Below are 21021 nucleotides of genomic sequence, written 5' to 3' on the forward strand. Positions count from 1 at the left end.
CCGATAATGTGACCAGCATATGAACTTTAAACCCATAGAACCATAAGTGTTTAGAGGCATTGTAGCCAATATCAGCTAAACCTTTGAAAACCTTCGCTTTGTGATTGCGAATAGGTTGGCACAAAGGAAGAGGAAAACTGTCCATGATCACAATGGTATCTTATGAGATTGGCTTATTCAACGCTTGATGAATGAGTTGCCCCCCCCCAATAAGCTGTCGTGTCCGTCTATTAAAGCGACTTCTCTCCAGTAAGTTTCCACCAAAGAAAAGGTGACAGATTCTATAGAAACGGCGTTGAGAGGTTATTCCTAACTCAGCTTGAAGTAACAATATAATTATTTAGTTTTAAAATAGTATTCTAAAGCAGACTGAACAGAACATCCTGTTCTTAACAACTCCCTCGGTCAGAAAGTAAATGATTCTCCGAATATCATTCTTAGAATAAGCCAGCATGGCTGTCTCAATTCCCAGATCATCTCTTTAAGTCGATAACCTTTGATTGTGGGAAACAATTTTCTAATTGGGAGTCTATTTCGAATGCACATGACATTGATATTTTCTTTGCCGAACCAGGTTGTCCTGGTCAACGAGGTCTCAATGAGCATTCAAATGGCTTATTACGGCAGAATGGACTTCCGAAACAGATGGACTTTACTGATATTTCTCAGCAGTTTTTATCAGCTATAGCTGATAAAAGGAATAGAATTCCTAGAAAATCCTTGAATTATCAAACACCATACCAAGTTTTTCTGAGTTACTTGAAAAAGTCTAGCTTAATTTGACAATTTAGATTATTTTTCTAAAGCTGAATTTTTTTTACCATATGCGAAGTAGATAATAATACCAATAACTGTAGCAATACCAAAAATAAGCCATGTGAATGGTTTGTTTTGACTTATCATGATGATGCAAATAAAAATGGATAATAATGGTAAGATTGGAACTAGAGGAACTCTGAATTCTTGTTCTCCTGGTAAACCAAAATCTTTACGAAGTTTGAGAAGTCCTATTGCTAATAAAATCAAATAACTAAATGTAGAGATGTTAACAAATTCTGCTATTGTTTCCAACGGTACTAAACCGGCAAAAATCATAGCAAAGAAACCGGTAAATAGAGTAGCATTTTTAGGAACCTTTGTTTTTGCTGATACAGTTCCTAAAGATTTTGGCAATAAACCATCTCTACTTATGCTGTATATTGTTCTTGCTAAGGCATAGGTCATAGAGATACATACTGTTATTAATGTTAGTATCGCCACTATTGAAATGTAATTAGCCGCCCAGGTAGCACCAACTTGTCTAAGTGCAAAAGCAACTGCGTCTGGAACATTTAATTCAGTATATGGAACTAAACCAGTTAATACTAGGGTTATAGCGACGTAAAAAATTGTCGCAGTAGCTAATGACAAAACAATACCTCTTGGTATGTTTTTTTGAGGATTTTTAGTTTCTTCAATTGCTGTAGGAATAGCTTCATAGCCTAAAAAAGCAAATAACATCAAAGATGCTCCCGCCATTATACCATTTTGACCCCCTAGGGCATTTCCAAATCCATAAGGTGCAAACGGTACCCAGTTGTCACTATTAATTTTAAAAACACCTATCACTAAAAATAAAATCAAAGCTGAAAATTTTAATACAACTAAACTGCTATTAAATTTCAAAGCGTACTTTGAATTCAATAAGACGATAGACGTTACAGATACAAGAACTAATACAGGTAATAGGTCAATATATGTACCATTTGATACATTTAATGTACCATTTAATGCTTTCGGAAGAGATATGCCATAATTTAGCAGAAGACCCTTTAAATAACTTGACCATCCAGATGCTACACTTGAAATTGCCATAAGGAATACTAAAATAGTGTACCAACCTGTCATCCAAGCTGGAAATTCTCCTAATGTTGTATAGAGATAGCTGTAGGCTCCTCCACTTGATGGTACTCGTGAGGCAAATTCAGCAAAAATAAGAGCTGATATACCCACTGCAATAGCTGCTAAGATAATAGAAATAACTAGAGCTGGACCTGCGTATTTAGCAGCACCAATACCAGTTATGGTGAAAATACCAGTCCCTATAATTGAGCCTAGCCCTAAGAACACTAAGTCAATTAAACCTAAATGCCTTTTCATTTCTGTTTTTTCTTGCTCAATTTCTTTTCTTCGAAAAATAGACATTATTTTCCCTCCCTACTAATTAGGTATTTATCATACTACCTTTCCTGGTTTTTTAGAAAAAGTAATAATCTATTCTAACATAGGTCAAAGTTATTGTAAATATACTACAACTTATTTTTTCTGTAATTTTTTATATCAAAAACCCTGATAGAGTAAACTATCAGGGGCCATTTGTTAACTTATGAATGACTCATTTTTTCTTTGATTTCATCATATGACATAGCATAAGACTGCTCATTATCATCTGAGGTATCTGAAGGCATCTGACCGGTCTCATATAAAGATTTGATTTGGGCAGCATCAAGTGTTTCATACTTCAAGAGTGCTTCAGCAATTAACTTATGTTTGTCACGGTTTTCATTAATAATTTCCGCAGCTTTATTTCGTGCCTCATTTAATAAATGACGTACTTCATCATCAATCATTAAAGCTGTTTCTTCTGAATAAGATTTTTCTGGGCTAATCTGACCAGGCATCATGGCATGATTACCAGCGTATTGGACTGGACCAAGTTTTTCACTCATTCCATATTCTGTCACCATAGCACGCGCCATGGCACTAGCTTGTTCAAAGTCATTTGAAGCACCTGTCGTTTGCACATTAAAAATAATTTCCTCTGCAACACGACCACCCATCAATCCTGCAAGCTGTTCTTTAAGCTCATCTTTAGATAGCAACATTTGGTCTTCTTTTGGAAGAGAAATCATGTAACCACCAGCTCGTCCACGTGGTACAATTGTTACCTTGTGGACATCTCGTGCACTTGAAAGAACAAGACCTACAATTGTATGACCTGCTTCATGATAAGCAACAAGTTGGCGTTCGCGTTCTGAAATAGTTCTATCCTTTTTAGATGGTCCTGCAATTACACGGTCTTCTGCTTCATCAATATCGCTAGCATCAATCTTAGTTTTATTGCGACGTGCTGCAACTAAAGCAGCTTCATTTAGCACATTCTCAAGGTCAGCACCAACAAAACCTGGTGTTTGTTGAGCAACAACTTTTAAATCGACATCATCTGCTAAAGGTTTATTTTTAGCATGTACATGTAAAATAGCCTCGCGTCCTTTCACATCAGGACGACCAACTAATACCTTACGGTCAAAGCGACCTGGGCGAAGAAGAGCTGGATCAAGAACATCACTACGGTTAGTAGCAGCAATAACAATGATACTCTCATTACCTTCAAAACCATCCATTTCAATCAATAATTGGTTTAAGGTTTGTTCGCGTTCATCATTACCTCCGCCCATGCCAGCACCACGACGACGACCAACAGCATCAATTTCATCGATAAAGATGATTGCACGTTCTGCTTTTTTGGCATCTTCAAATAGGGAGCGAACACGGCTAGCACCTACACCTACAAACATTTCAACAAAATCTGAACCTGAAATACTGAAGAAAGGTACACCTGCCTCACCAGCTACAGCTTTAGCAAGAAGTGTTTTACCTGTACCTGGAGGCCCTTCTAATAAAACACCAGCAGGAATTCTGGCACCAAGTGCCTTATATTTTTTAGGATCTTTTAAGAAATCAACAACTTCTACTAATTCTTGTTTTTCTTCCTCAGCACCTGCAACATCAGAGAAACGTACTTTGACATCTCCTTTTTTAGCAGTACGAGCTTTGTTACGACCAAAGGTCATCGGGTTACCACCACGACCTCCTCCTTGATTCATTAGCATCGTAAAGAAGAAAATCATAATACCTAATGGTAAGATACTCATGATAACCGAGAACCAAGCACCGCTAGAGCTCTCAGGAATCACTTTAATCTCAGTGCCTGATTTTTTGGATAACTCTTCTAAAACTTTTAAAGAAGAATCACTAGGTAAAAGCGTTGATTCAAATTCAGTAACCTCTGTTGAAATGGTCCCTAAAAAGCTGAAGTCGGATGACAATTTAACTTTTTGGGCTTTTTCATACTCACCCTTAACAGATATAATACTACCACTAGGTTGGTAGGTCAGAGATTTTACTTTTCCTTCTTCAATCTGGGTCACTAATGAAGAATAGCTAATTTTTTGGCTCTGATTACCAGAACCACTCATATAAAATTGTACAGCCATAATGACTGATACAATAATTAATATATAAACAAAGGAGTTTTTAATTAGCCCATTGTTTTTATTATATTTCATAAACTAGGAATAATCTTTCTAATTTTTTTTATAGATTTCTTCCTTCAGGACACCTACGTAAGGAAGATTTCGGTAATTTTCTGCATAATCTAAGCCAAAGCCGACGATAAATTCATTTGGAACATTGTAACAAACATAATCTGCACTGATGTCAACTTCACGACCTTCTGGCTTGTCAAATAAAGTGGCAATTTTGATTGATGCTGCTTGGCGATACTCAAACATATCACGAAGATATTTCAAGGTACGACCTGTATCAATAATATCCTCAATAAAAAGAATATGTCGGCCTTCGATTTTGGTATCAACATCTTTTAAAATTTTAACTTCTCCACTGCTTGAGGTTCCACCATGATAACTTGATACTACCATAAAATCCAATTCTATATGTGCATCAATGTATTTGATTAACTCAGCCATAAATGGGAAAGATCCTTTTAAAACACCAACTAAAAGAGGATTCTTATCGGCATAGTCTTTAGTTAGTTGTGCGCCTAACTCTTTAGCCTTGGCAACAATATCTTCTTCAGAGTATAAGATTTTTTCAATATCTTTTTCTAACATCATATCACCCTATTTCTTTTTGAATATACAATTTAGCCTTTATTGTAACATTTTTAGATGATTTTCTCAAATAAGTTTTATCACTTGTGATCACAAAAATAATCTCTCCCTCTTGCTCACCAACGATAGCACTCCTACGATCTTCAAGACTGATCTTATCATCAATAAATAAACGTCTTAATTTCTTAGTATGATGACCTAATTTTATTTTATCTCCCGACTGCCGATGACGTAATATTATAGGTGAAAGGTTAAAAACTGGAATACCTGAATTCAAAATATCGACTGATTGAAAAGCAAAATTGAAACCATTGAAGGCTACTTTGCTACCATAGTCTAACACTTTTTTAGTAGGCTTACTATCGGTCTTTGGAATGATTTTAGAAATCGCTACTTGATGAGGTGTTAATACAAGCCAATAACCTGCTTTGATATAGTATTCTGCATTGGTTTTGGTTACCATGACATTCAATAGTTGATTAAATTGTGACTTTGATAATTGTAAATCAGGAAATTGTTGCAAATATTGCTGTAATAATACTGTTTGAATGGGTAGTGACAAATTTGAAAAACACCGTCTATCCTCAACAGTCAGATCTTTTGTCAAATCCGACAGGGCAGCCATCATTATGCTAACTTCTTCTGATAAATATTGCAAATGAGTAGCAAATTGAGGATTCTCTTGTTTTAATAGTGGCATATAGTGGTGTCTAATACGGTTTCTCAAATAATCCAGTCCGCTATTGGTTTCATCTTCGAAATGAAAAGGGGTAGGTAAGTCAGCCTTTTTAAACGATAAGAGTGGTCTGATAAGTTCACCCTCTGGAAGAGTAGATACTTCTGAAATACCTACAAGGTGTCTTAAGCGACTACCTCTGATTAAACGCATCAAAATAGTTTCGTGATTGTCATCAGCATGATGTGCTGTCACTAAAGCTGTATAGCCTTTTTCCTTCATGATTTTCCTAAAAACACTGTACCTAAATGTCCTTGCCTTTTCTTCTGAAAAATCACCCTGAAAATAATCAACAAAGAAAGGGAGATTATGCCTTAAAGCCCAGTTTTTTAAATAATTTTCTTCCTCCTCCGAAGCTAAACGTTGTTTGTGATTGATATGAACAATACCAATATCAATCTTTAGTTTATCTTGATAAGAATGTAAAAAGTGCAGTAAATTCATTGAATCTACTCCACCTGATACAGCAACTAAAACTTTTTTGTGAGTATTAAAGTATCCTTTTTGGATAACATGCTTCAAAATATCTTGGTACATTATTTTAAAATATTATAAATATCATTAGCAATTGATGTAATATCATCATAGCTCATATTTTCTGTAAAAATCGATAAAATAAAAGGTTCATCAGTATAGATTATAGCTACATCATGTCTAAAATCATAGGCATCACCAATTTTGTGAGCAACTTGTACTGGAATATCTTTTGAAATACGTTCACCATCAAACTGTGTTTCAGATAAATAAGTGATGATGTCTCCATCTTGCTCATAAATAGCTTCCATCAATCGACCTGCCATTTTAGCTGAAGCTTCTCTAGTTGCCATATCCCATCGTTGACCAACAATACTATCTATTTCCTTGTAGAATGCTTTATCAAATTGATCAGCTAAATAGTAGCCTGCAATGTTACTTGCTGCATTATCAGATTCTTTGGCAATAGCTTTTAAAATATGCTCCACACTATAATCTTTATCGTCATGACTCTTACTCATGCTACCACTCCCTTGAGTGTCATAAGCACCTTCATAATCCAATACTGCTTCAACATATTTCAAAGGTTGAGATAATTGATAACGACCTAAATCCAATTGTTTTTGAGCATAGTACAGAGTCCCTAATTTCGTCACACTAGCCGCATAAACAACCTTGTCAGCATTTATTTCAGCTACTTCTTGAGTAGTCAGCGATTTAACATAAACAGATAGAGTATCTTTTGAATACTTATCAAGTAGTAATTTTTGAACTTTCTGCATTCTGATGTCACTGGTCGTTAAAAATCTCTCCGAGATCCAGCCATACCCATCAATTTCATAATAATACCCATCTTTAGTGAGTGCTTTTTTCGTGACTTTTATCTGTTCAAATGCTGAAATAGGTTTGTTCGAACGTTTCGCCCCTTTGGTATAAGGACTTTGGTAGGTTACAACACCGTCAGTCGCAAAATAAGATTGATCAACTGATGACTCCTCTAATACAATGTCATCGTAAATGAGATCACGACTTGCTATGATAAACTGCTCATTTGCTAATTTAAAAACAGGATAACCCTCATTATTCAAGAATAGTGAACTAATTTTAATATCCGACTCTTTTTTTAGAATGGATCCTGCTTCAAGTAATTCGGGATCTTTAAAGACCAACACATCATTTAGTAACACTGGATTTTTGGGTAGGTAATGATAATAGCTTAACTGATCTGCAACCGTATGGGTTAATTCCTTTAAATCACCGGGTTCAATATTAGGCTCCAACTCAGTGCTGATAATTGTTGTAGGCGTCAAAAAAATGGGAACTAATAGCATAGCCAATAGCTTTTTCATTTTTTAGCGCCTCCTTTCATCAATGTGTTTAATGTCATGTTTAGACAATAGTTTCAATGCCTTATTTTTTTCAGATAATTCTTCTAACTTTTCATCAGAATAATTTAAAAAGGTTTGTATAACTTTAATCAAATCGTCCATATTATTTTGGTAATAGTTCAGGTGAAGAATAGATAACTTCCCCTTCGAGTGAGTAATAATATTTAGCTCTGGCATATTTTTCAATATACTCAGGATCTTGAAGTCTCTCTGCCAGCTCTTGTTGCTCTTTAGTTTCCTCTTTGAGAGATTGGTATTCTTTTTTCAATTCCATAATCTGCGCTTTTTGTTCTTCAAATGCAACATAGCTTGAAACCAAATTATAAGCTGGTAAAATAAAGAAAAGCGTGACTAAAATCAAAATCCAACCCAGAAAACGATTTTTCTTTCTAACTTCTTGAGCTTGATAGCGTCTTTTTGTGTTTTCATTTTTGATATAATCATTATTCAATTGGACAACACTAGGCTTTTTCATCTAACTCTATCCTTTTTTCACTGATAATCTCATACATCTTAACAGCATCTTCTTTTTTGGTGCTATCTAACATATCTAAGACCTTAACCGTCAGTAATTTATGACCGAATTGAATGTCAATTTCATCATTGATTTTTAGAACTGTTGATGACTTAGCTAAAACACCATTCACTTTAATACGTCCCTTATCTGCAACTTCCTTAGCCACAGTACGACGCTTGATAATACGTGATACCTTTAAATACTTGTCTAATCTCATTTTGTCTTTACCTCAATGCTCTTATTTTATCATGTTTTGGATGAAAAATCATATTGAAGAAGGTTTTGACTTGAAACTGTAACCTTACGAATTAGTCTTTCTATCCCGAATATACGAAAGAGCTTCACCAAAAACGCGTAATTCCTCAATAATCTGGTAATCTTTTAATCCTTTTATGGTAAATGTAATATCAATTTTACCATCATTTTCTGAAATGCTAGCCTTGAGTTGTGTCTTTGATAGAGCTTCAAAATAGTCCTGTGTCAAGTAATAGTTTCTAGATACTGATTCAAATGATACTGTCAACTTATCATTTTTTCTGTCAACCATAGCAACAAAAGCCTTGTCCATAAAAGCTTTGACAAGTCCTATTTCCAACAGATAAGCTACTTGATCAGGATATTCCCCAAAGCGATCAATCAGTTCATCTTGAAGTTCCTCATAATCAGCTACACTTTCTAATTCACGAATACGTTTGTAAATAGCAATTTTTTGACGTTCATCGGCAATATAATCAGACGGTAAATAAGCATCAATCTGAAGATGGAGTTCTGCATTACCTTTGTGACGTGCTTGTGATTTACCTTGTTTTTCTGCAATCGCCTGTTCAAGTAATTGAGAATACAGTTCAAAACCAACAGAATCAATAAAGCCACTTTGAGAAGCACCTAAAATATTACCAGCACCCCGGATTGATAAGTCCTGCATTGCAATTTTAAAGCCGCTACCCAATTCTGTAAACCCTTTTATAGCATTCAAACGTTTTTCTGACACCTCAGTTAATACCTTATCAGGTTTATACATAAGATAAGCATAAGCGATACGATTACTACGTCCTACACGACCACGAAGTTGATATAAGGTTGACAATCCCATGTGATCTGCATTTTCAATAAACATGGTGTTTGCATTTGCTATATCAACACCAATTTCAATAATCGTTGTCGCAACTAGAATATCATATTCACCATTGATGAAGTCAAACAATGTATTTTCTAACTGGATTTCACTCATCTGACCATGTACAAAACCAATGCGAGCCTCTGGAACCAACTCATTCAATTCTGCCACTTTATTGTCAATAGTGTCAACTTTATTGTAAATGTAATATACCTGACCACCCCTATCTAACTCACGACTAATGGCTTCACGAATAAGACCAGGATTTGTTTCTATAACATAGGTTTGTACTGGAAAACGATTGATAGGAGGTGTTTCAATAACTGACAAATCTCTGATTCCCAACATGGACATATGGAGAGTTCTTGGAATAGGTGTTGCTGTCAACGTCAGTACATCAACTTTTTTCTTCAATTCTTTTAGAGTCTCCTTATGCTTGACACCGAAACGTTGTTCTTCATCAATGACAATTAAACCTAAATCTTGAAAAACAACATCCTTGGATAGCAGTCTATGGGTTCCAACAATGATGTCAACTCTTCCTTTTTTCAAGTCTTCTAGAGTCTTTGCTTGCTCAGCCTTTGTTCTAAAACGACTTAAAACATCGACAGTCACTGCAAAATTTTCAAACCTAGCCCTAAAATTATCATAGTGTTGTTGAGCAAGAACTGTCGTTGGAACAAGAATTGCTACTTGCTTACCATCATTTACAGCTTTAAAAGCAGCTCTCATAGCAACTTCTGTCTTACCAAAACCAACATCACCAACCAATAACCTGTCCATTGGTTTATCAGACTCCATATCAGCCTTGATTTCGTTAATAGAGCGTAATTGATCATCTGTTTCAGCATAGGCAAAATCATTATCAAATTCTTCTTGATTGGTATCATCTGGTGAAAATGCAAACCCTTTAAGTTGGCTGCGTTCAGCATAAAGCTTAATCAAATCATCAGCTATGTCCTCGACCTGTTTAACTACTTTTTGTTTGGCCTTTTGGAAACGTCCGTCATTAAGTTTATTAACTTTAGGAGCCTTTCCATCACTAGCCATGTATTTGGACAAAACCTCAATCTGTTCAACTGGGATGGAAATACGATCTGAATTATCGTATTGAATGGTCAGGTAATCCCGATGAATACCTTTTAATTCAATAGTTTCAATACCTAAAAACTTACCAATACCATGAACGTGATGAACAACGTAATCACCTACAGCTAGCTCATTATAATCTTTTAAACGTTCAGCATTTGTCAGGTTTTGACGACGAATACGACGTTTGATTTTCTTATGATAAATTTCTCTTTCAGTAATCAGAACAAGCCGCTCATCTGAAAAGTAAAAGCCTTGTGATAGTTCAGAGACAACCAGTTGTGCTTGACCAGACTGAATATGATTTTTGTCAACAATTTGTAAATCTAATTGATAGTCTTGTAAATTTTTCTGTAAACGTTCTAAAGATTGTTCAGAATCACACTGCAGAATAACTGTTGCCTTCTGTTTTTGGTAACGATTGATTTCATCAACGAGGAGAGGGAATTGATTGAAAAACTCCTGCATTGGATACTGGTTAAATTGATAAAAGCCACTAAATTTTAGATTACCTAACCCTTTATGAAAATTCGAAAACATGGTTGCAGGCAGATGGTTACGTAAGGCGCGATACGAATCTACAAAGTAAGTCAAACTGGCGATAGATTGTCCCTTTTGTAAATCATCTGTCAATAATTGAGCGATATCTAAATCGAATTTACTATTACGATCAATGATTTTTGGGAAATCATCAAAAAAGATTGGTGTCTTTTCAGGTATATAATCTAACAGTGTAAATGTCTTATCATAAAAAAGAGATAGGAAGCGCCTTATATTAGCATGTTTGTGACCATCTTTTGTCACACTTAATACCTCTTCAAGATAATCTTTTTGAAGACCTTCTGAGGTTGACACATGTTTTTCAAGAGCAATAACGGCTCGTTCAAAATCTTCAGAAGTTAAGATAATATCATCTACAGGTCCAAGTTCTACTTTTTCCAATGACTTAATGGAGGTTTGTGTTTCACTATCAAAGAAACGAATACTGTCAATCTCATCACCAAAAAATTCTATTCTAACAGGAGATTGGTGAGATAAACTATAAAAATCTAGAATATCTCCCCGTCTACTAAACTCAGCAGGACTAATAACTTGATTAACTTTCTTATAGCCCATATTCGTCAATTGTTTATCCAATCCAACAACATCAATCTCATCACCTATATGTAAATTCATGTTAAGAGATTGGTAAATTTCAGGATTCGGTAGTAATACCCGCATGCCAGCAATGCTTGTCACTAGAATACCAGTTTCAGATGTATTTTTTAAAAAGTTCATAGCTTCCAAACGAGTACTAGCTCTCTCTAGAGACGAGAAAACAAATTCTGTAGCTGCTATATCATCTGTAAAGAAATGAAATACCTTATCCTCATCTAATAATGCTGTTAAATCAGATACTAGACGTTCTGCTTCTGAATGGGTAGCTGTAACAGTAACGATTTTGTTACCATAAGTAGCAAAAGCACTGGCAATAGCCAATGCTTTACTGGCTCCAGAAAACCCCATGACAAGTTGTCTCCCTGTATCGAGATTATCTAGCCATTTAGTTAGTTGCTTGTTCTTTGCAAATAGGTGTAGTAGGTCTTGTTTAGCCATTGTAAGCTCTCATTGTCTTTTCAAAATCATTGACACTAAGATGATAATTGACAGCTTTGTCAACCTTATCAATAGTATTCAACACTGTTATCAAATCATCACCTTCAAAGCGACTCATGACATGGTTAATAACCGTCATATTGGGTTTAGGACGCCCTATTCCGATTTTCAAACGATCAAATTCTTGAGTCCCTATATGAGAAATAATTGATTTGATACCATTATGACCACCTGAGGATCCTTTTTGTCTGAAACGTATTTTACCAACTTCCATATCCAAGTCATCATAAATCACTAGCAAGTCTTCAATAGCAATATTATAAAATGCAAGTAAGGCTCTTACTGCAATACCACTATTGTTCATATAGGTCGTTGGTTTAACTAAGTAAACCTTCTCACCGTTTAAAAATGTTGAGGCAATGAATGCCTTAAATGTTTTATCTTCTGTAAACGTAATGTCCAGTTCTTTTGCCATTTTATCAACTGCCATAAAACCAATATTATGCTTGGTTTCATGATATTTACTGCCGACATTGCCTAAACCCACAATCAGTTTAACCATACAAAAACTTCCTTTCTAAATATTGCTGTAAACGCCAAAAGGGGTGTAGGTTAATACTCTTGACTTCACAGAAATCAATCTTATCATCCTACCCCCGCAAGGTTGACAAATCTAGTCAACTACTGCGATAAACAGCTATTACTAAATAAGTTAAGATGTTGATCGTACTTACTACATCATCTTTTTTTATAATTACTAGACATTAAAACGGAATTCCATAATATCACCATCTTGAACGATGTATTCTTTTCCTTCTTCTCTAAGACGACCAGCTTCCTTAACAGCTTTTTCACTGCCATAATGCATCAAATCATCATAGGACATGGTAACTGCTCGAATAAATCCTTTTTCAAAATCTGAGTGAATAATCCCCGCTGCTTGAGGAGCCTTGATACCACGTTTAAATGTCCAAGCACGAACTTCCTTTTCACCTGCTGTAAAGTAAGTTCCCAAACCAAGCAAATGATAAGCTGCACGTGTCAATTTGTCAACTCCTGACTCTGTCAAGCCGATAGCTTCCAAAAATTCTGCCTTATCGTCATCGTCTAACTCTGAAATCTCTTCTTCAGCACGCGCAGAAATCACAACAACCTCAGCATTCTCAGTCGCTGCAAACTCTCGGATTTGTTGAACATAATCAATTGCATCAGGATCTGCTACCTTATCTTCGTCAACATTAGCAACGTATAGCACTGGTTTTGTTGTCAATAAGAACAAGCCCTTGACAATACGTTGTTCCTCTTCTGTAAACTCTACCGTTCTTGCTGATAAACCATCTTCAAGAACTGGTTTGATTTTTTCGAGAACTGCAAACTCAGCAATCGAGTCCTTATCCTTTTGAGTACGCGCCATTTTTTCAACACGTGCATAGCGTTTGTTAATGGACTCTAGGTCAGCCAAGATAAGTTCTAGATTGATTGTTTCAATATCAGCAATAGGATCAACGAAGTCAGATTCACGGCCTTGTTCACGCATGACATTTTCATCATCAAAGGCACGTACAACATGGACAATAGCGTCAACTTCACGGATATTAGCCAAGAATTTATTCCCTAAACCTTCACCTCTTGACGCGCCCTTGACAATTCCAGCAATATCTGTAAACTCAAATGTCGTAGGAACTGTTTTCTTTGGTGTAATCAGTTCTGTCAACTTCTGTAAACGTTCATCTGGAACTTCCACCATACCAACATTAGGGTCAATTGTAGCAAAAGGATAGTTCGCAGCTTCTGCTCCTGCTTTTGTAATTGCATTAAAAAGGGTTGATTTTCCAACGTTTGGCAAACCAACAATACCAGCTGTCAAAGCCATATGTTATTATCTCCATTCAAAATATTCAATCATGACTATTATAGCAAAAAACACTCCGAAATGGGAGTATAAAAGAACTCTAATTATAAAACATAGAATTTTATGCGATAAAAAATCTCTCATCATAACAATGAGAGATAAACATTAAAACAAATCTTTGAGTAGCATTAACCAAGGAATAAGTGCTGGAAGTAATCACCAATTATTCTCCAAAAACTCCCAAACAGTTGTTGAGTGATGACATTCAAGGAAATCATCATCTTCTTGAGATTCTGAGGTTTTCCTTGGCTAGAATAAGATAGTCCAGTGACACATCAAAAATTTCGGACAACTGGATAATATGGTCTAGATCAGGTATACTTTCGCCTTTTTCCCACTTAGAAATGGCTTGAAGGGAAATAAACAAGCGATTAGATAGCTCCTCTTGTGAGAGGCCATCACGTTGTCTTAGTTTTTTTATCTGCTCACCTAACTGTATCATAATAGTCCTCCAATATCGTTTACCATAACTATAAGATATCTAAGCCATAAACACTAGCACTAATCACGCGAAATCTGTCAACTAAGAGTTGCATCATGTCACGTCATGACTTTTTTGAGTTTTCGATTAAAGTCATAGCGCCCCATCATGACAATATGATCACAATTGGTACAGCGTATCTTAATATCTGCACCAATTCTGACAATTTCCCATTTATTTGCCTTTTTACCTGTTTCCTTAATCATACAGGCATGTGGTTTTTTCATCTCCACCATAGACCCCAATTCATACATCATATATCACTCCTTTGATAAATACATATAGCGTTCCTGTCCTTCTAAAATGGTTTCTTCTAGATTAATCACTTCTCCATCCACCTGCGAAAAATCAGTCTTAATGACTTTTATTTTGAGTTTTTCAGCACTAAAATGCTGGATACGCGGTGAGGATAAATGCCTTTTAAAAAGCAAATCTAAGAGTGATAAGGTATTGTGCAATAGCCCTTTACGCTCAATATAGACCACATCAAAGGCCCTTGTAAAGATACTGGATGTTGGCCAAATCATAATCCCACCACCAAAGTACCTATTATTAGCAAAGGTGATAAAGAAAAGGTTACTTAATGTTAGTGCTTTAGTTTCATTAGTCACTAATAACTGGACAGCTTGGTTGGTAAATAATGTTTTAACAGCATAGACAATGTAAGACAGTTGCCCTAATCCAAGTTTTTTTAAATGGTTTTTTAACCATGAATTTTCAGAATAAGCAATCACACGCGCAACAAAACCAAAATCAAGACTATTAACCACAACACCATCTTTATAGGTCAAAAGGGTAATAGGCTGCTTCTCGTCACTAATCAGAGCCTCCATGACCTCATCAATACGTTTAATAGCTATAGACCGTGCAAAATCATTCCCAGAGCCCGTCGGATAATAAGCAAAGGGAATATGAGGTGGCAGTTCTTTTAATAACTTAGAAAGGCTACCATCGCCACCTAAAATCAATAAACGGTCACCAGTATTATATTCTGTCAAGACTTGGGAAACTTGATTTAGTTCATCACCTGCATATTTAGTCATAAAAACTCTGACAGCAATCTCTGGATAATCTTTTTTTATCTTTTCAATTACCTTTTTCGCCTGACCATGACCCGAGGAAGGATTTGCAAGAATAAATAATATCATAAGCATATTATAACAAAAAGAAGCTCAAAAAAATCTTTTCAAGCTTCTGACATTATCTTTAGTTTTAGTTTGTTCTGACAGGGGTAATTAATTGCACAAAATCCTGATTTTCTGAGACTGGTGTTAGAGTGAATGGGCGAACTGGTGAAATGAAACGGATAAGTACTTTCTCATATTTTATCGCCTTGAGAGCATCAATTAGATAAACAGGATTGAAGCTGATAGTTAATTCTGAACCTGATACCATTTCAACATCTAATTCTTCATTAACCTTACCGACTTCTGGAGAATTAACATGAGCTGTTACAGTATCCCCTGTTATTTCAAGTTTGACGGTACCACTTTGGGTTGCATTAGAAATCAAAAATGCTCTCTCCATAGCGTTTCTTAAATTAGCTGTATTAAAGGTCACTTCCGTTTCAAATTGGTTGGTCAACAAACGATCAGTATCAGGATAAGTTCCCTCTAACAAACGAGTATAGAAGCTAATATGCTCACTTCTAAATAGCATTTGACTAGATGAGAAAAAAACTTCAACTGTTTTGACATCATCTGAAAAAACAGATACAAATTCTTTAAGTGACTTACTTGGAATAACTACATCGAAATTATCTGTTGGTTTTTCAAGTACCAACTGACGCTGACTCATACGATGTGAATCTGTTGCCACAGCTTTGAAATGATTATGCTGACTCAGTACAAGGTGAACACCTGTCAAGATAGGACGACTTTCTTGTAAGCTAGCCGCAAATGCCGTTTCACTAATAATGGATTTTAATAATTTTGTTTCTAAAACTAAGGGTGAGTCTGTTGATACTTCTTGTATGTGAGGGTAATTTTCAACAGATTTACCTTTTAAAGTGATTTCTGATTTACCACTTCGTAAAACGACTTGTTGTTGAGCAATTTCTTCAAAGTCAACAATAATATCAGGAAGGCTTGAGATAACATTAATAAAGAAATTAGCTTCTAGCAAAATTGCTCCTGTTGAAGTGATTAATAACCCAGCATTAACGTTATTTGTTGGAATAGTATTCTCAATTGTAATTTGTCCATTAGACCCTGTTAAAGTGATACCTTCGGAAGTTACTTCTATTTTGAGGCTAGATAAGATTGGAATGGCATTTTTACTGCTAATAGCTCTTTTAGTTGCCGTTAAAGCTTGCATAAAAGCTGTTTTATTAATTGAAAATTTGATCATGGATACTCCTTATTTTATAAGTATTATAATTAGTAATAGTAGTAGGTCTTGTTGATATAGTGGAAAAGTCTTCTTCATTTAGATTTCATCAGAAGTGAAGCTTGTTTATAACCTGTGGATAACTTTTGAAAAAAGGTTGATTTATACACAGGTTACTATTTTAGTTTCTTTTTGATGGTCTCAATTTCGATTCTGAGATTTTCATCTGTTGTAATCATATCTTTTATTTTATTATAGGCATGTAGGATAGTTGAGTGGTCTCTCCCACCAAATTCTTTTCCTATTTTGGGTAAACTAAAGTCAGTTAATTCACGTGATAGAAAGACAGCGATTTGTCGAGCTAACGCAATATTTTGGACACGTTTTGTTCCTTGGATCTCCTTGACTGTTATACCATAAAATTTAGCCACATTTTCTTGGATTGACTCGATTGAAATCACCGATATAGTTGATTTGGTGTAGTTAATTGATCTGATAGCTTCATTGACTAAGTCAACGCTTATAATATCTACTTTTTTGACATTGGCTATCAAGCTAATGTTTTTTAAAGCTCCTTCTAATTCGCGGACATTGGAATCAAATTGCCCTGCTAGGTATTCAATAGTTTCTATTGGGAAAGTGTAACTATACTGTTGGATTTTTTCTTGAATAATCGCAATACGTGTTTCATAATCTGGAGGTGTAATATCCTGTGTTAATCCCCAGCTAAATCGTGATACCAATCTTTCTTCTAAATCATTCAATTGTTTTGGTGGGCGATCACTAGTTAGAACAATCTGCTTACTATTTCCATGTAGCTCATTAAAAGTATTAAAAAATTCAACCTGAGTAACCGACAGGTTCTTGTTAGCCAAAATTTGAACGTCATCAATTAAAAGAACGTCTAAAGTCCGAAACTTTTCTTTAAGTTCATTCATCGTTCCTAATCTGATATGTGTGACGAATTCATTTATAAATTCTTCAGCTGTCAGGTATTTTATTCTAGCTTCAGGCCTTTCTTTATGAACGCTATTACCGATGGCATTAAGAAGGTGTGTCTTTCCAAGTCCAGGACCTCCCCAAATAAACAGCGGGTTATAAGCAATTCCTGGGCTCTCAGCTACAGCTAGTGCTGCTGAAAAAGCCCATTTATTCCCATCTCCTTGTATGAAGTTAGAAAATTGGTAGTTTGGATTTAAATTGCTATTGATTGGTATAACTTTTTTTAGAGTAGGCTCTTGTTTAACCAATTCTGTCGCTTCGGAGTTGAAATGTTCTAGCTCAGAGAGATATTCAGCTTCAATAGTTGTTGAGAGATATTCCCAGCCAGCTGCAAAGATAATTTCAGTTAAGTTCATTTTCCAGAAATTAATCTTCATACTGTCCAATAAGATATAGGCTTTTTGTCCCTCAATTTTGATAAGTTGTGCATCAGCAACAAAAAAATCATAAGCTGTTTGTGCTAGCTTTTCTTGTGCTAATTCAAGAACCCTTTGCCAGAACAATTGTATGTTTTCAGCCATTTTTCCCTCCTACTAGTTGTCTAAGTCCCTTTATTTTATCATAATTACCAAAAGTTTTCCACAAGCAAAAAAAGAATTCCACATTGTTAAAACAAGTTTTCCACAATTTGTGGAAAACTTGTTGAAATAGTGTCTCTCTTATTGTTTAAAGAGATTTTTTCTGTGTAAAACTGTGAATATGACAAATGAGATATCAACAAGACTATAATAATTTGTCTACAATTCTGTTGAAATCTTCTAAGTTCTCAAAAGAGATAGTTACTTTTCCTTTACCTTGATTATTAGATGTGATAGAGACTTCTAAACCTAAGCTCTGAGCTATTTTTTCCTCATATTCTTCTACGAAGATATTTCTTTTGATTTGATTTGCTTGTTTAGGTGTTAGTTTTTTTTCGAGTTGACGGATGCTTAATCCTTCGCTGATAATCATCTGATAATACTGTTTTTGCTTTTGTTCATCTGATAGACTCAGCAAGAGGCGCGCGTGTCCAGGAGATACATCTCCTTTTTCAATACCTTCTAAGATGACTGAAGGGAGTTGAAGGAGGCGAAGTGAATTAGTGATATAAGGTCTTGATTTCCCCATACTTTTAGCAATTTCATCGTGTGTCATTGCTTTTTTGATGATGAGTTGCTGATAAGCTTTAGCTTCTTCAATGGGGTTTAAATCTTGTCTTTGTAGGTTTTCGATGATAGCTTGCTTCATACTGTCATCGGCACTGATATTTTTAATAATAGCAGGAATTGTGGTCAAACCAGCTAATTGACTGGCTCTTAATCGTCTTTCTCCAGCAATCAATTCATAACCAATGATATCAGATTTTCTGACGATAATAGGCTGAATCAAACCGTTTTCCTTGATGGATTGGGCTAATTCTTCCAACTCATTTTGTTTAAAGATAAGCCGTGGTTGATAAGGATTTTTAACGATATCTTTAATCCTAATATAGTCTAATTGTTCAGTCATAAGACCTCCTAAAAAATGAGACTGGGACGAGGTCCCTGTCTCTTAGTTGTATTATTGCCTAATGTTGAATATGCTACGAGCTTTAGTGTTAGTTTGAAGCTAAGTCCAAAGTTGTTTTGGTTAATTTGATATTAACGCTTTTTTCTTGGCCATTTCTGTAAAAGGTTACTTTGATTGTATCACCGATATGATGCTTATAAAGAATACTTTGTAAGTCACTGGAATCATCAATACGGGTATCATCAATTTCAGTTATGACATCGTAGGTTTCTAATTGACCGTCAGCTGGCAAGCCTTTTTCAACGGATAGAATAACAATACCATTAATAATATCAGCTGGTAAATGTAGTTCTTCTAAAGCAGCAGTTGATAGTTTATTGAGGTTAGCCATAGATATGCCTAATGCTGGTCTCTCAACAGCTCCTTTTTCTTCTAATTGTTTGATAATTGAAACAACATCATTTGATGGAATAGCAAATCCCATACCTTCAACAGCAACCTTATTATCAGGAGCATTTGTGATAGTGATTTTACTTGAATTGATACCGATAATTTGACCTTGAATATTAATGAGGGGACCACCAGAATTTCCAGGATTTATAGCTGCATCAGTTTGGATGGCATTTGTAGAAATCGTTTGTCCACTTTCGTTTTTTGATGTAACAACTCGGCTCAAACTTGATACGATACCTTCTGTGACAGAATTGGCATATTCTGATCCTAGTGGGCTTCCGATTGCGATAGCTACTTCGCCAATATTTAGGTGAGATGAGTCTGCAAATTGACCTACGGTGTCAATACCATCTGCATGAATTTTAATGACAGCTAAATCTGAGTAAACGTCAGCACCAACGAGTTCCCCAACCACCTTATTGCCATTAGCCATTAAAATTTCTAATTTTTCTGCGTTTTCGACAACGTGGTTATTGGTCACCAGATATGCTGAACCATTTTCTTTTTTATAAATGACTCCAGAACCTTCTCCTGCAACCACCAATTCATTTTCTTGATCGGATTCAGAAAAAATAGTTGCTGCTTCTCCACCAAATATCTGACTATAAAATTTATCTAATTCACTAGTATTAGATACCCTTTGATAATTGATAACAGAAACAACAGCGTTTTGAATAGCTTTGACAGCATGTGTGGTATTTGTCTCATTGTTTGTTGCTACTGCTGTTAGGTGTGATTGAGGTACAGTGCTCACTTGATTAGGTTTGATTAGATTCCATTTTAAAATACTAATAGCACCAATAGCACCTCCCAGAATGCTGATTATAAAGATTGATATTAGTTTGAGAAATTTTTTCATCGTTTACCTCCCTTGTGATATTAGTTTAGCTCATTAATCTTAATTTTAGCTTAACTGTTATAGCTATTATAACAAAAGGAGTTAAAAATTTCAGTATTTTAAATAAGTTATCCACATCTGTGGATAACTCTGGGGAAAAGAAAAAAAGTAACTCTATTCTGACTATGGTATAATATTGATATGAAAATTACAGTTATCACAGTAGGGAAATTAAAAGAGAAATACCTAAAAGAAGGGATTTTAGAATATACAAAACGGCTTAGTCGTTTTACCAAACTAGATATAGTCGAATTACCTGATGAAAAAACACCTGATTCTGCAAGTTTAGCTGAGAATCAAGCTATCTTAGATAAAGAAGGTCAGAAAATTTTACAGAAGATTGCTGATCGTTCCTTTGTCATTGCTTTGGCTATTGAAGGGAAACTGATGTCATCAGAAGAACTTAGTCAAACAATGGCTGATGTGACGATTAGAGGTTTTTCAGAGATTACCTTTATTATAGGTGGTAGTTTAGGATTATCTCCGGCAGTTAAACAGAGGTCTAATATGCTACTAAGTTTTGGTAAAATAACTCTTCCGCACCAATTGATGAGATTGGTATTGATTGAGCAGATTTACCGTTCGTTTATGATTCAACAAGGAAGTCCTTATCATAAATAAGGATGTTTCATGTGAAACCAATAAGGAGG

19 protein-coding genes and 2 pseudogenes are annotated in these 21021 nt (G+C 35.3%); 2 read left to right on the forward strand and 19 right to left on the reverse strand.

Annotated elements, in window-relative coordinates:
• Positions 1 to 340: pseudogene (locus tag ACVRZH_RS00005) on the reverse strand (transposase); the annotation flags it as partial.
• Positions 341 to 453: 113 nt separating this feature from the next.
• Here ACVRZH_RS00005 and ACVRZH_RS00010 point away from each other — a divergent pair.
• Positions 454 to 783: pseudogene (locus ACVRZH_RS00010) on the forward strand (IS30 family transposase); the annotation flags it as partial.
• A gap of 9 nt (positions 784 to 792) precedes the next feature.
• Here ACVRZH_RS00010 and ACVRZH_RS00015 read toward each other — a convergent pair.
• The 18 genes from ACVRZH_RS00015 to ACVRZH_RS00100 form a co-directional block, all read right to left on the reverse strand.
• Positions 793 to 2184 (reverse strand): amino acid permease, encoded by a 1392-nt coding sequence (locus ACVRZH_RS00015; protein WP_447453291.1) that lies wholly within the window; start codon positions 2182 to 2184, stop codon positions 793 to 795.
• Between the two features lie 179 nt (positions 2185 to 2363).
• Positions 2364 to 4328: an ATP-dependent zinc metalloprotease FtsH gene (gene ftsH, locus ACVRZH_RS00020; protein WP_447453292.1), complete on the reverse strand. Its 1965-nt coding sequence runs from the start codon at positions 4326 to 4328 to the stop codon at positions 2364 to 2366.
• Positions 4329 to 4346: 18 nt separating this feature from the next.
• Entirely contained in the window at positions 4347 to 4892 is a 546-nt protein-coding gene (hpt, locus tag ACVRZH_RS00025; RefSeq protein ID WP_447453293.1) for a hypoxanthine phosphoribosyltransferase, read from the reverse strand.
• Between the two features lie 4 nt (positions 4893 to 4896).
• Positions 4897 to 6168 (reverse strand): tRNA lysidine(34) synthetase TilS, encoded by a 1272-nt coding sequence (gene tilS, locus ACVRZH_RS00030; RefSeq protein WP_447453426.1) that lies wholly within the window; start codon positions 6166 to 6168, stop codon positions 4897 to 4899.
• On the reverse strand, positions 6165 to 7451 hold the full coding sequence (locus tag ACVRZH_RS00035) for a serine hydrolase (protein ID WP_447453294.1): 1287 nt from the start codon (positions 7449 to 7451) through the stop codon (positions 6165 to 6167). The genes tilS and ACVRZH_RS00035 overlap by 4 nt, the downstream gene beginning before the upstream one ends.
• A 3-nt stretch (positions 7452 to 7454) precedes the next feature.
• A complete protein-coding gene (locus tag ACVRZH_RS00040) occupies positions 7455 to 7592 on the reverse strand; it encodes an SP_0009 family protein (RefSeq protein WP_447453295.1) in 138 nt (45 codons plus the stop codon).
• Position 7593: 1 nt separating this feature from the next.
• Entirely contained in the window at positions 7594 to 7965 is a 372-nt protein-coding gene (locus ACVRZH_RS00045) for an FtsB family cell division protein (protein ID WP_447453296.1), read from the reverse strand.
• Entirely contained in the window at positions 7952 to 8224 is a 273-nt protein-coding gene (locus ACVRZH_RS00050) for an RNA-binding S4 domain-containing protein (protein ID WP_447453297.1), read from the reverse strand. The genes ACVRZH_RS00045 and ACVRZH_RS00050 overlap by 14 nt, the downstream gene beginning before the upstream one ends.
• A gap of 84 nt (positions 8225 to 8308) precedes the next feature.
• The gene (mfd, locus tag ACVRZH_RS00055; RefSeq protein ID WP_447453298.1) at positions 8309 to 11809 is read right to left on the reverse strand and encodes a transcription-repair coupling factor; all 3501 of its coding nucleotides are present in this window, start codon (positions 11807 to 11809) and stop codon (positions 8309 to 8311) included.
• A complete protein-coding gene (gene pth, locus ACVRZH_RS00060; protein ID WP_447453299.1) occupies positions 11802 to 12371 on the reverse strand; it encodes an aminoacyl-tRNA hydrolase in 570 nt (189 codons plus the stop codon). Before pth ends, mfd begins: the two co-directional genes overlap by 8 nt.
• Positions 12372 to 12566: 195 nt before the next feature.
• A complete protein-coding gene (ychF, locus tag ACVRZH_RS00065; protein ID WP_447453300.1) occupies positions 12567 to 13682 on the reverse strand; it encodes a redox-regulated ATPase YchF in 1116 nt (371 codons plus the stop codon).
• A gap of 256 nt (positions 13683 to 13938) precedes the next feature.
• Positions 13939 to 14163 (reverse strand): helix-turn-helix domain-containing protein, encoded by a 225-nt coding sequence (locus tag ACVRZH_RS00070; RefSeq protein ID WP_447453301.1) that lies wholly within the window; start codon positions 14161 to 14163, stop codon positions 13939 to 13941.
• Between the two features lie 98 nt (positions 14164 to 14261).
• Complete coding sequence (locus ACVRZH_RS00075; RefSeq protein WP_447453427.1) at positions 14262 to 14456, reverse strand: DUF951 domain-containing protein; 195 nt, start codon at positions 14454 to 14456, stop codon at positions 14262 to 14264.
• Positions 14457 to 14462: 6 nt separating this feature from the next.
• On the reverse strand, positions 14463 to 15356 hold the full coding sequence (locus ACVRZH_RS00080) for a diacylglycerol/lipid kinase family protein (protein WP_447453302.1): 894 nt from the start codon (positions 15354 to 15356) through the stop codon (positions 14463 to 14465).
• 58 nt (positions 15357 to 15414) lie between these two features.
• Positions 15415 to 16551, reverse strand: a complete 1137-nt coding sequence (gene dnaN / locus ACVRZH_RS00085) for a DNA polymerase III subunit beta (RefSeq protein WP_447453303.1) — start codon at positions 16549 to 16551, stop codon at positions 15415 to 15417.
• Positions 16552 to 16706: 155 nt separating this feature from the next.
• On the reverse strand, positions 16707 to 18053 hold the full coding sequence (dnaA, locus tag ACVRZH_RS00090; protein ID WP_447453304.1) for a chromosomal replication initiator protein DnaA: 1347 nt from the start codon (positions 18051 to 18053) through the stop codon (positions 16707 to 16709).
• Positions 18054 to 18255: 202 nt separating this feature from the next.
• The gene (locus ACVRZH_RS00095) at positions 18256 to 19020 is read right to left on the reverse strand and encodes a ParB/RepB/Spo0J family partition protein (protein WP_447453305.1); all 765 of its coding nucleotides are present in this window, start codon (positions 19018 to 19020) and stop codon (positions 18256 to 18258) included.
• 88 nt (positions 19021 to 19108) lie between these two features.
• Positions 19109 to 20332 (reverse strand): S1C family serine protease, encoded by a 1224-nt coding sequence (locus tag ACVRZH_RS00100; protein ID WP_447453306.1) that lies wholly within the window; start codon positions 20330 to 20332, stop codon positions 19109 to 19111.
• Positions 20333 to 20512: 180 nt separating this feature from the next.
• Between ACVRZH_RS00100 and rlmH the strand changes: the two genes are divergently transcribed.
• On the forward strand, positions 20513 to 20992 hold the full coding sequence (gene rlmH / locus ACVRZH_RS00105; protein ID WP_447453307.1) for a 23S rRNA (pseudouridine(1915)-N(3))-methyltransferase RlmH: 480 nt from the start codon (positions 20513 to 20515) through the stop codon (positions 20990 to 20992).
• Positions 20993 to 21021: the final 29 nt, after the last annotated feature.

This window comes from Streptococcus fryi (genome assembly GCF_053206505.1).

What these genes read in the sequence shown, in the direction of transcription:
- ACVRZH_RS00080 (WP_447453302.1), bottom strand. Translation starts at nt 15,356, where the DNA reads ATGCTTATGATATTATTTATTCTTGCAAATCCTTCCTCGGGTCATGGT.
- ACVRZH_RS00100 (WP_447453306.1), bottom strand. Translation starts at nt 20,332, where the DNA reads ATGAAAAAATTTCTCAAACTAATATCAATCTTTATAATCAGCATTCTG.
- ACVRZH_RS00035 (WP_447453294.1), bottom strand. Translation starts at nt 7,451, where the DNA reads ATGAAAAAGCTATTGGCTATGCTATTAGTTCCCATTTTTTTGACGCCT.
- hpt (WP_447453293.1), bottom strand. Translation starts at nt 4,892, where the DNA reads ATGTTAGAAAAAGATATTGAAAAAATCTTATACTCTGAAGAAGATATT.
- ftsH (WP_447453292.1), bottom strand. Translation starts at nt 4,328, where the DNA reads ATGAAATATAATAAAAACAATGGGCTAATTAAAAACTCCTTTGTTTAT.
- ACVRZH_RS00070 (WP_447453301.1), bottom strand. Translation starts at nt 14,163, where the DNA reads ATGATACAGTTAGGTGAGCAGATAAAAAAACTAAGACAACGTGATGGC.
- ACVRZH_RS00075 (WP_447453427.1), bottom strand. Translation starts at nt 14,456, where the DNA reads ATGTATGAATTGGGGTCTATGGTGGAGATGAAAAAACCACATGCCTGT.
- pth (WP_447453299.1), bottom strand. Translation starts at nt 12,371, where the DNA reads ATGGTTAAACTGATTGTGGGTTTAGGCAATGTCGGCAGTAAATATCAT.
- ACVRZH_RS00050 (WP_447453297.1), bottom strand. Translation starts at nt 8,224, where the DNA reads ATGAGATTAGACAAGTATTTAAAGGTATCACGTATTATCAAGCGTCGT.
- mfd (WP_447453298.1), bottom strand. Translation starts at nt 11,809, where the DNA reads ATGGCTAAACAAGACCTACTACACCTATTTGCAAAGAACAAGCAACTA.
- dnaA (WP_447453304.1), bottom strand. Translation starts at nt 18,053, where the DNA reads ATGGCTGAAAACATACAATTGTTCTGGCAAAGGGTTCTTGAATTAGCA.
- ACVRZH_RS00095 (WP_447453305.1), bottom strand. Translation starts at nt 19,020, where the DNA reads ATGACTGAACAATTAGACTATATTAGGATTAAAGATATCGTTAAAAAT.
- ychF (WP_447453300.1), bottom strand. Translation starts at nt 13,682, where the DNA reads ATGGCTTTGACAGCTGGTATTGTTGGTTTGCCAAACGTTGGAAAATCA.
- ACVRZH_RS00015 (WP_447453291.1), bottom strand. Translation starts at nt 2,184, where the DNA reads ATGTCTATTTTTCGAAGAAAAGAAATTGAGCAAGAAAAAACAGAAATG.
- rlmH (WP_447453307.1), top strand. Translation starts at nt 20,513, where the DNA reads ATGAAAATTACAGTTATCACAGTAGGGAAATTAAAAGAGAAATACCTA.
- ACVRZH_RS00045 (WP_447453296.1), bottom strand. Translation starts at nt 7,965, where the DNA reads ATGAAAAAGCCTAGTGTTGTCCAATTGAATAATGATTATATCAAAAAT.
- ACVRZH_RS00040 (WP_447453295.1), bottom strand. Translation starts at nt 7,592, where the DNA reads ATGGACGATTTGATTAAAGTTATACAAACCTTTTTAAATTATTCTGAT.
- dnaN (WP_447453303.1), bottom strand. Translation starts at nt 16,551, where the DNA reads ATGATCAAATTTTCAATTAATAAAACAGCTTTTATGCAAGCTTTAACG.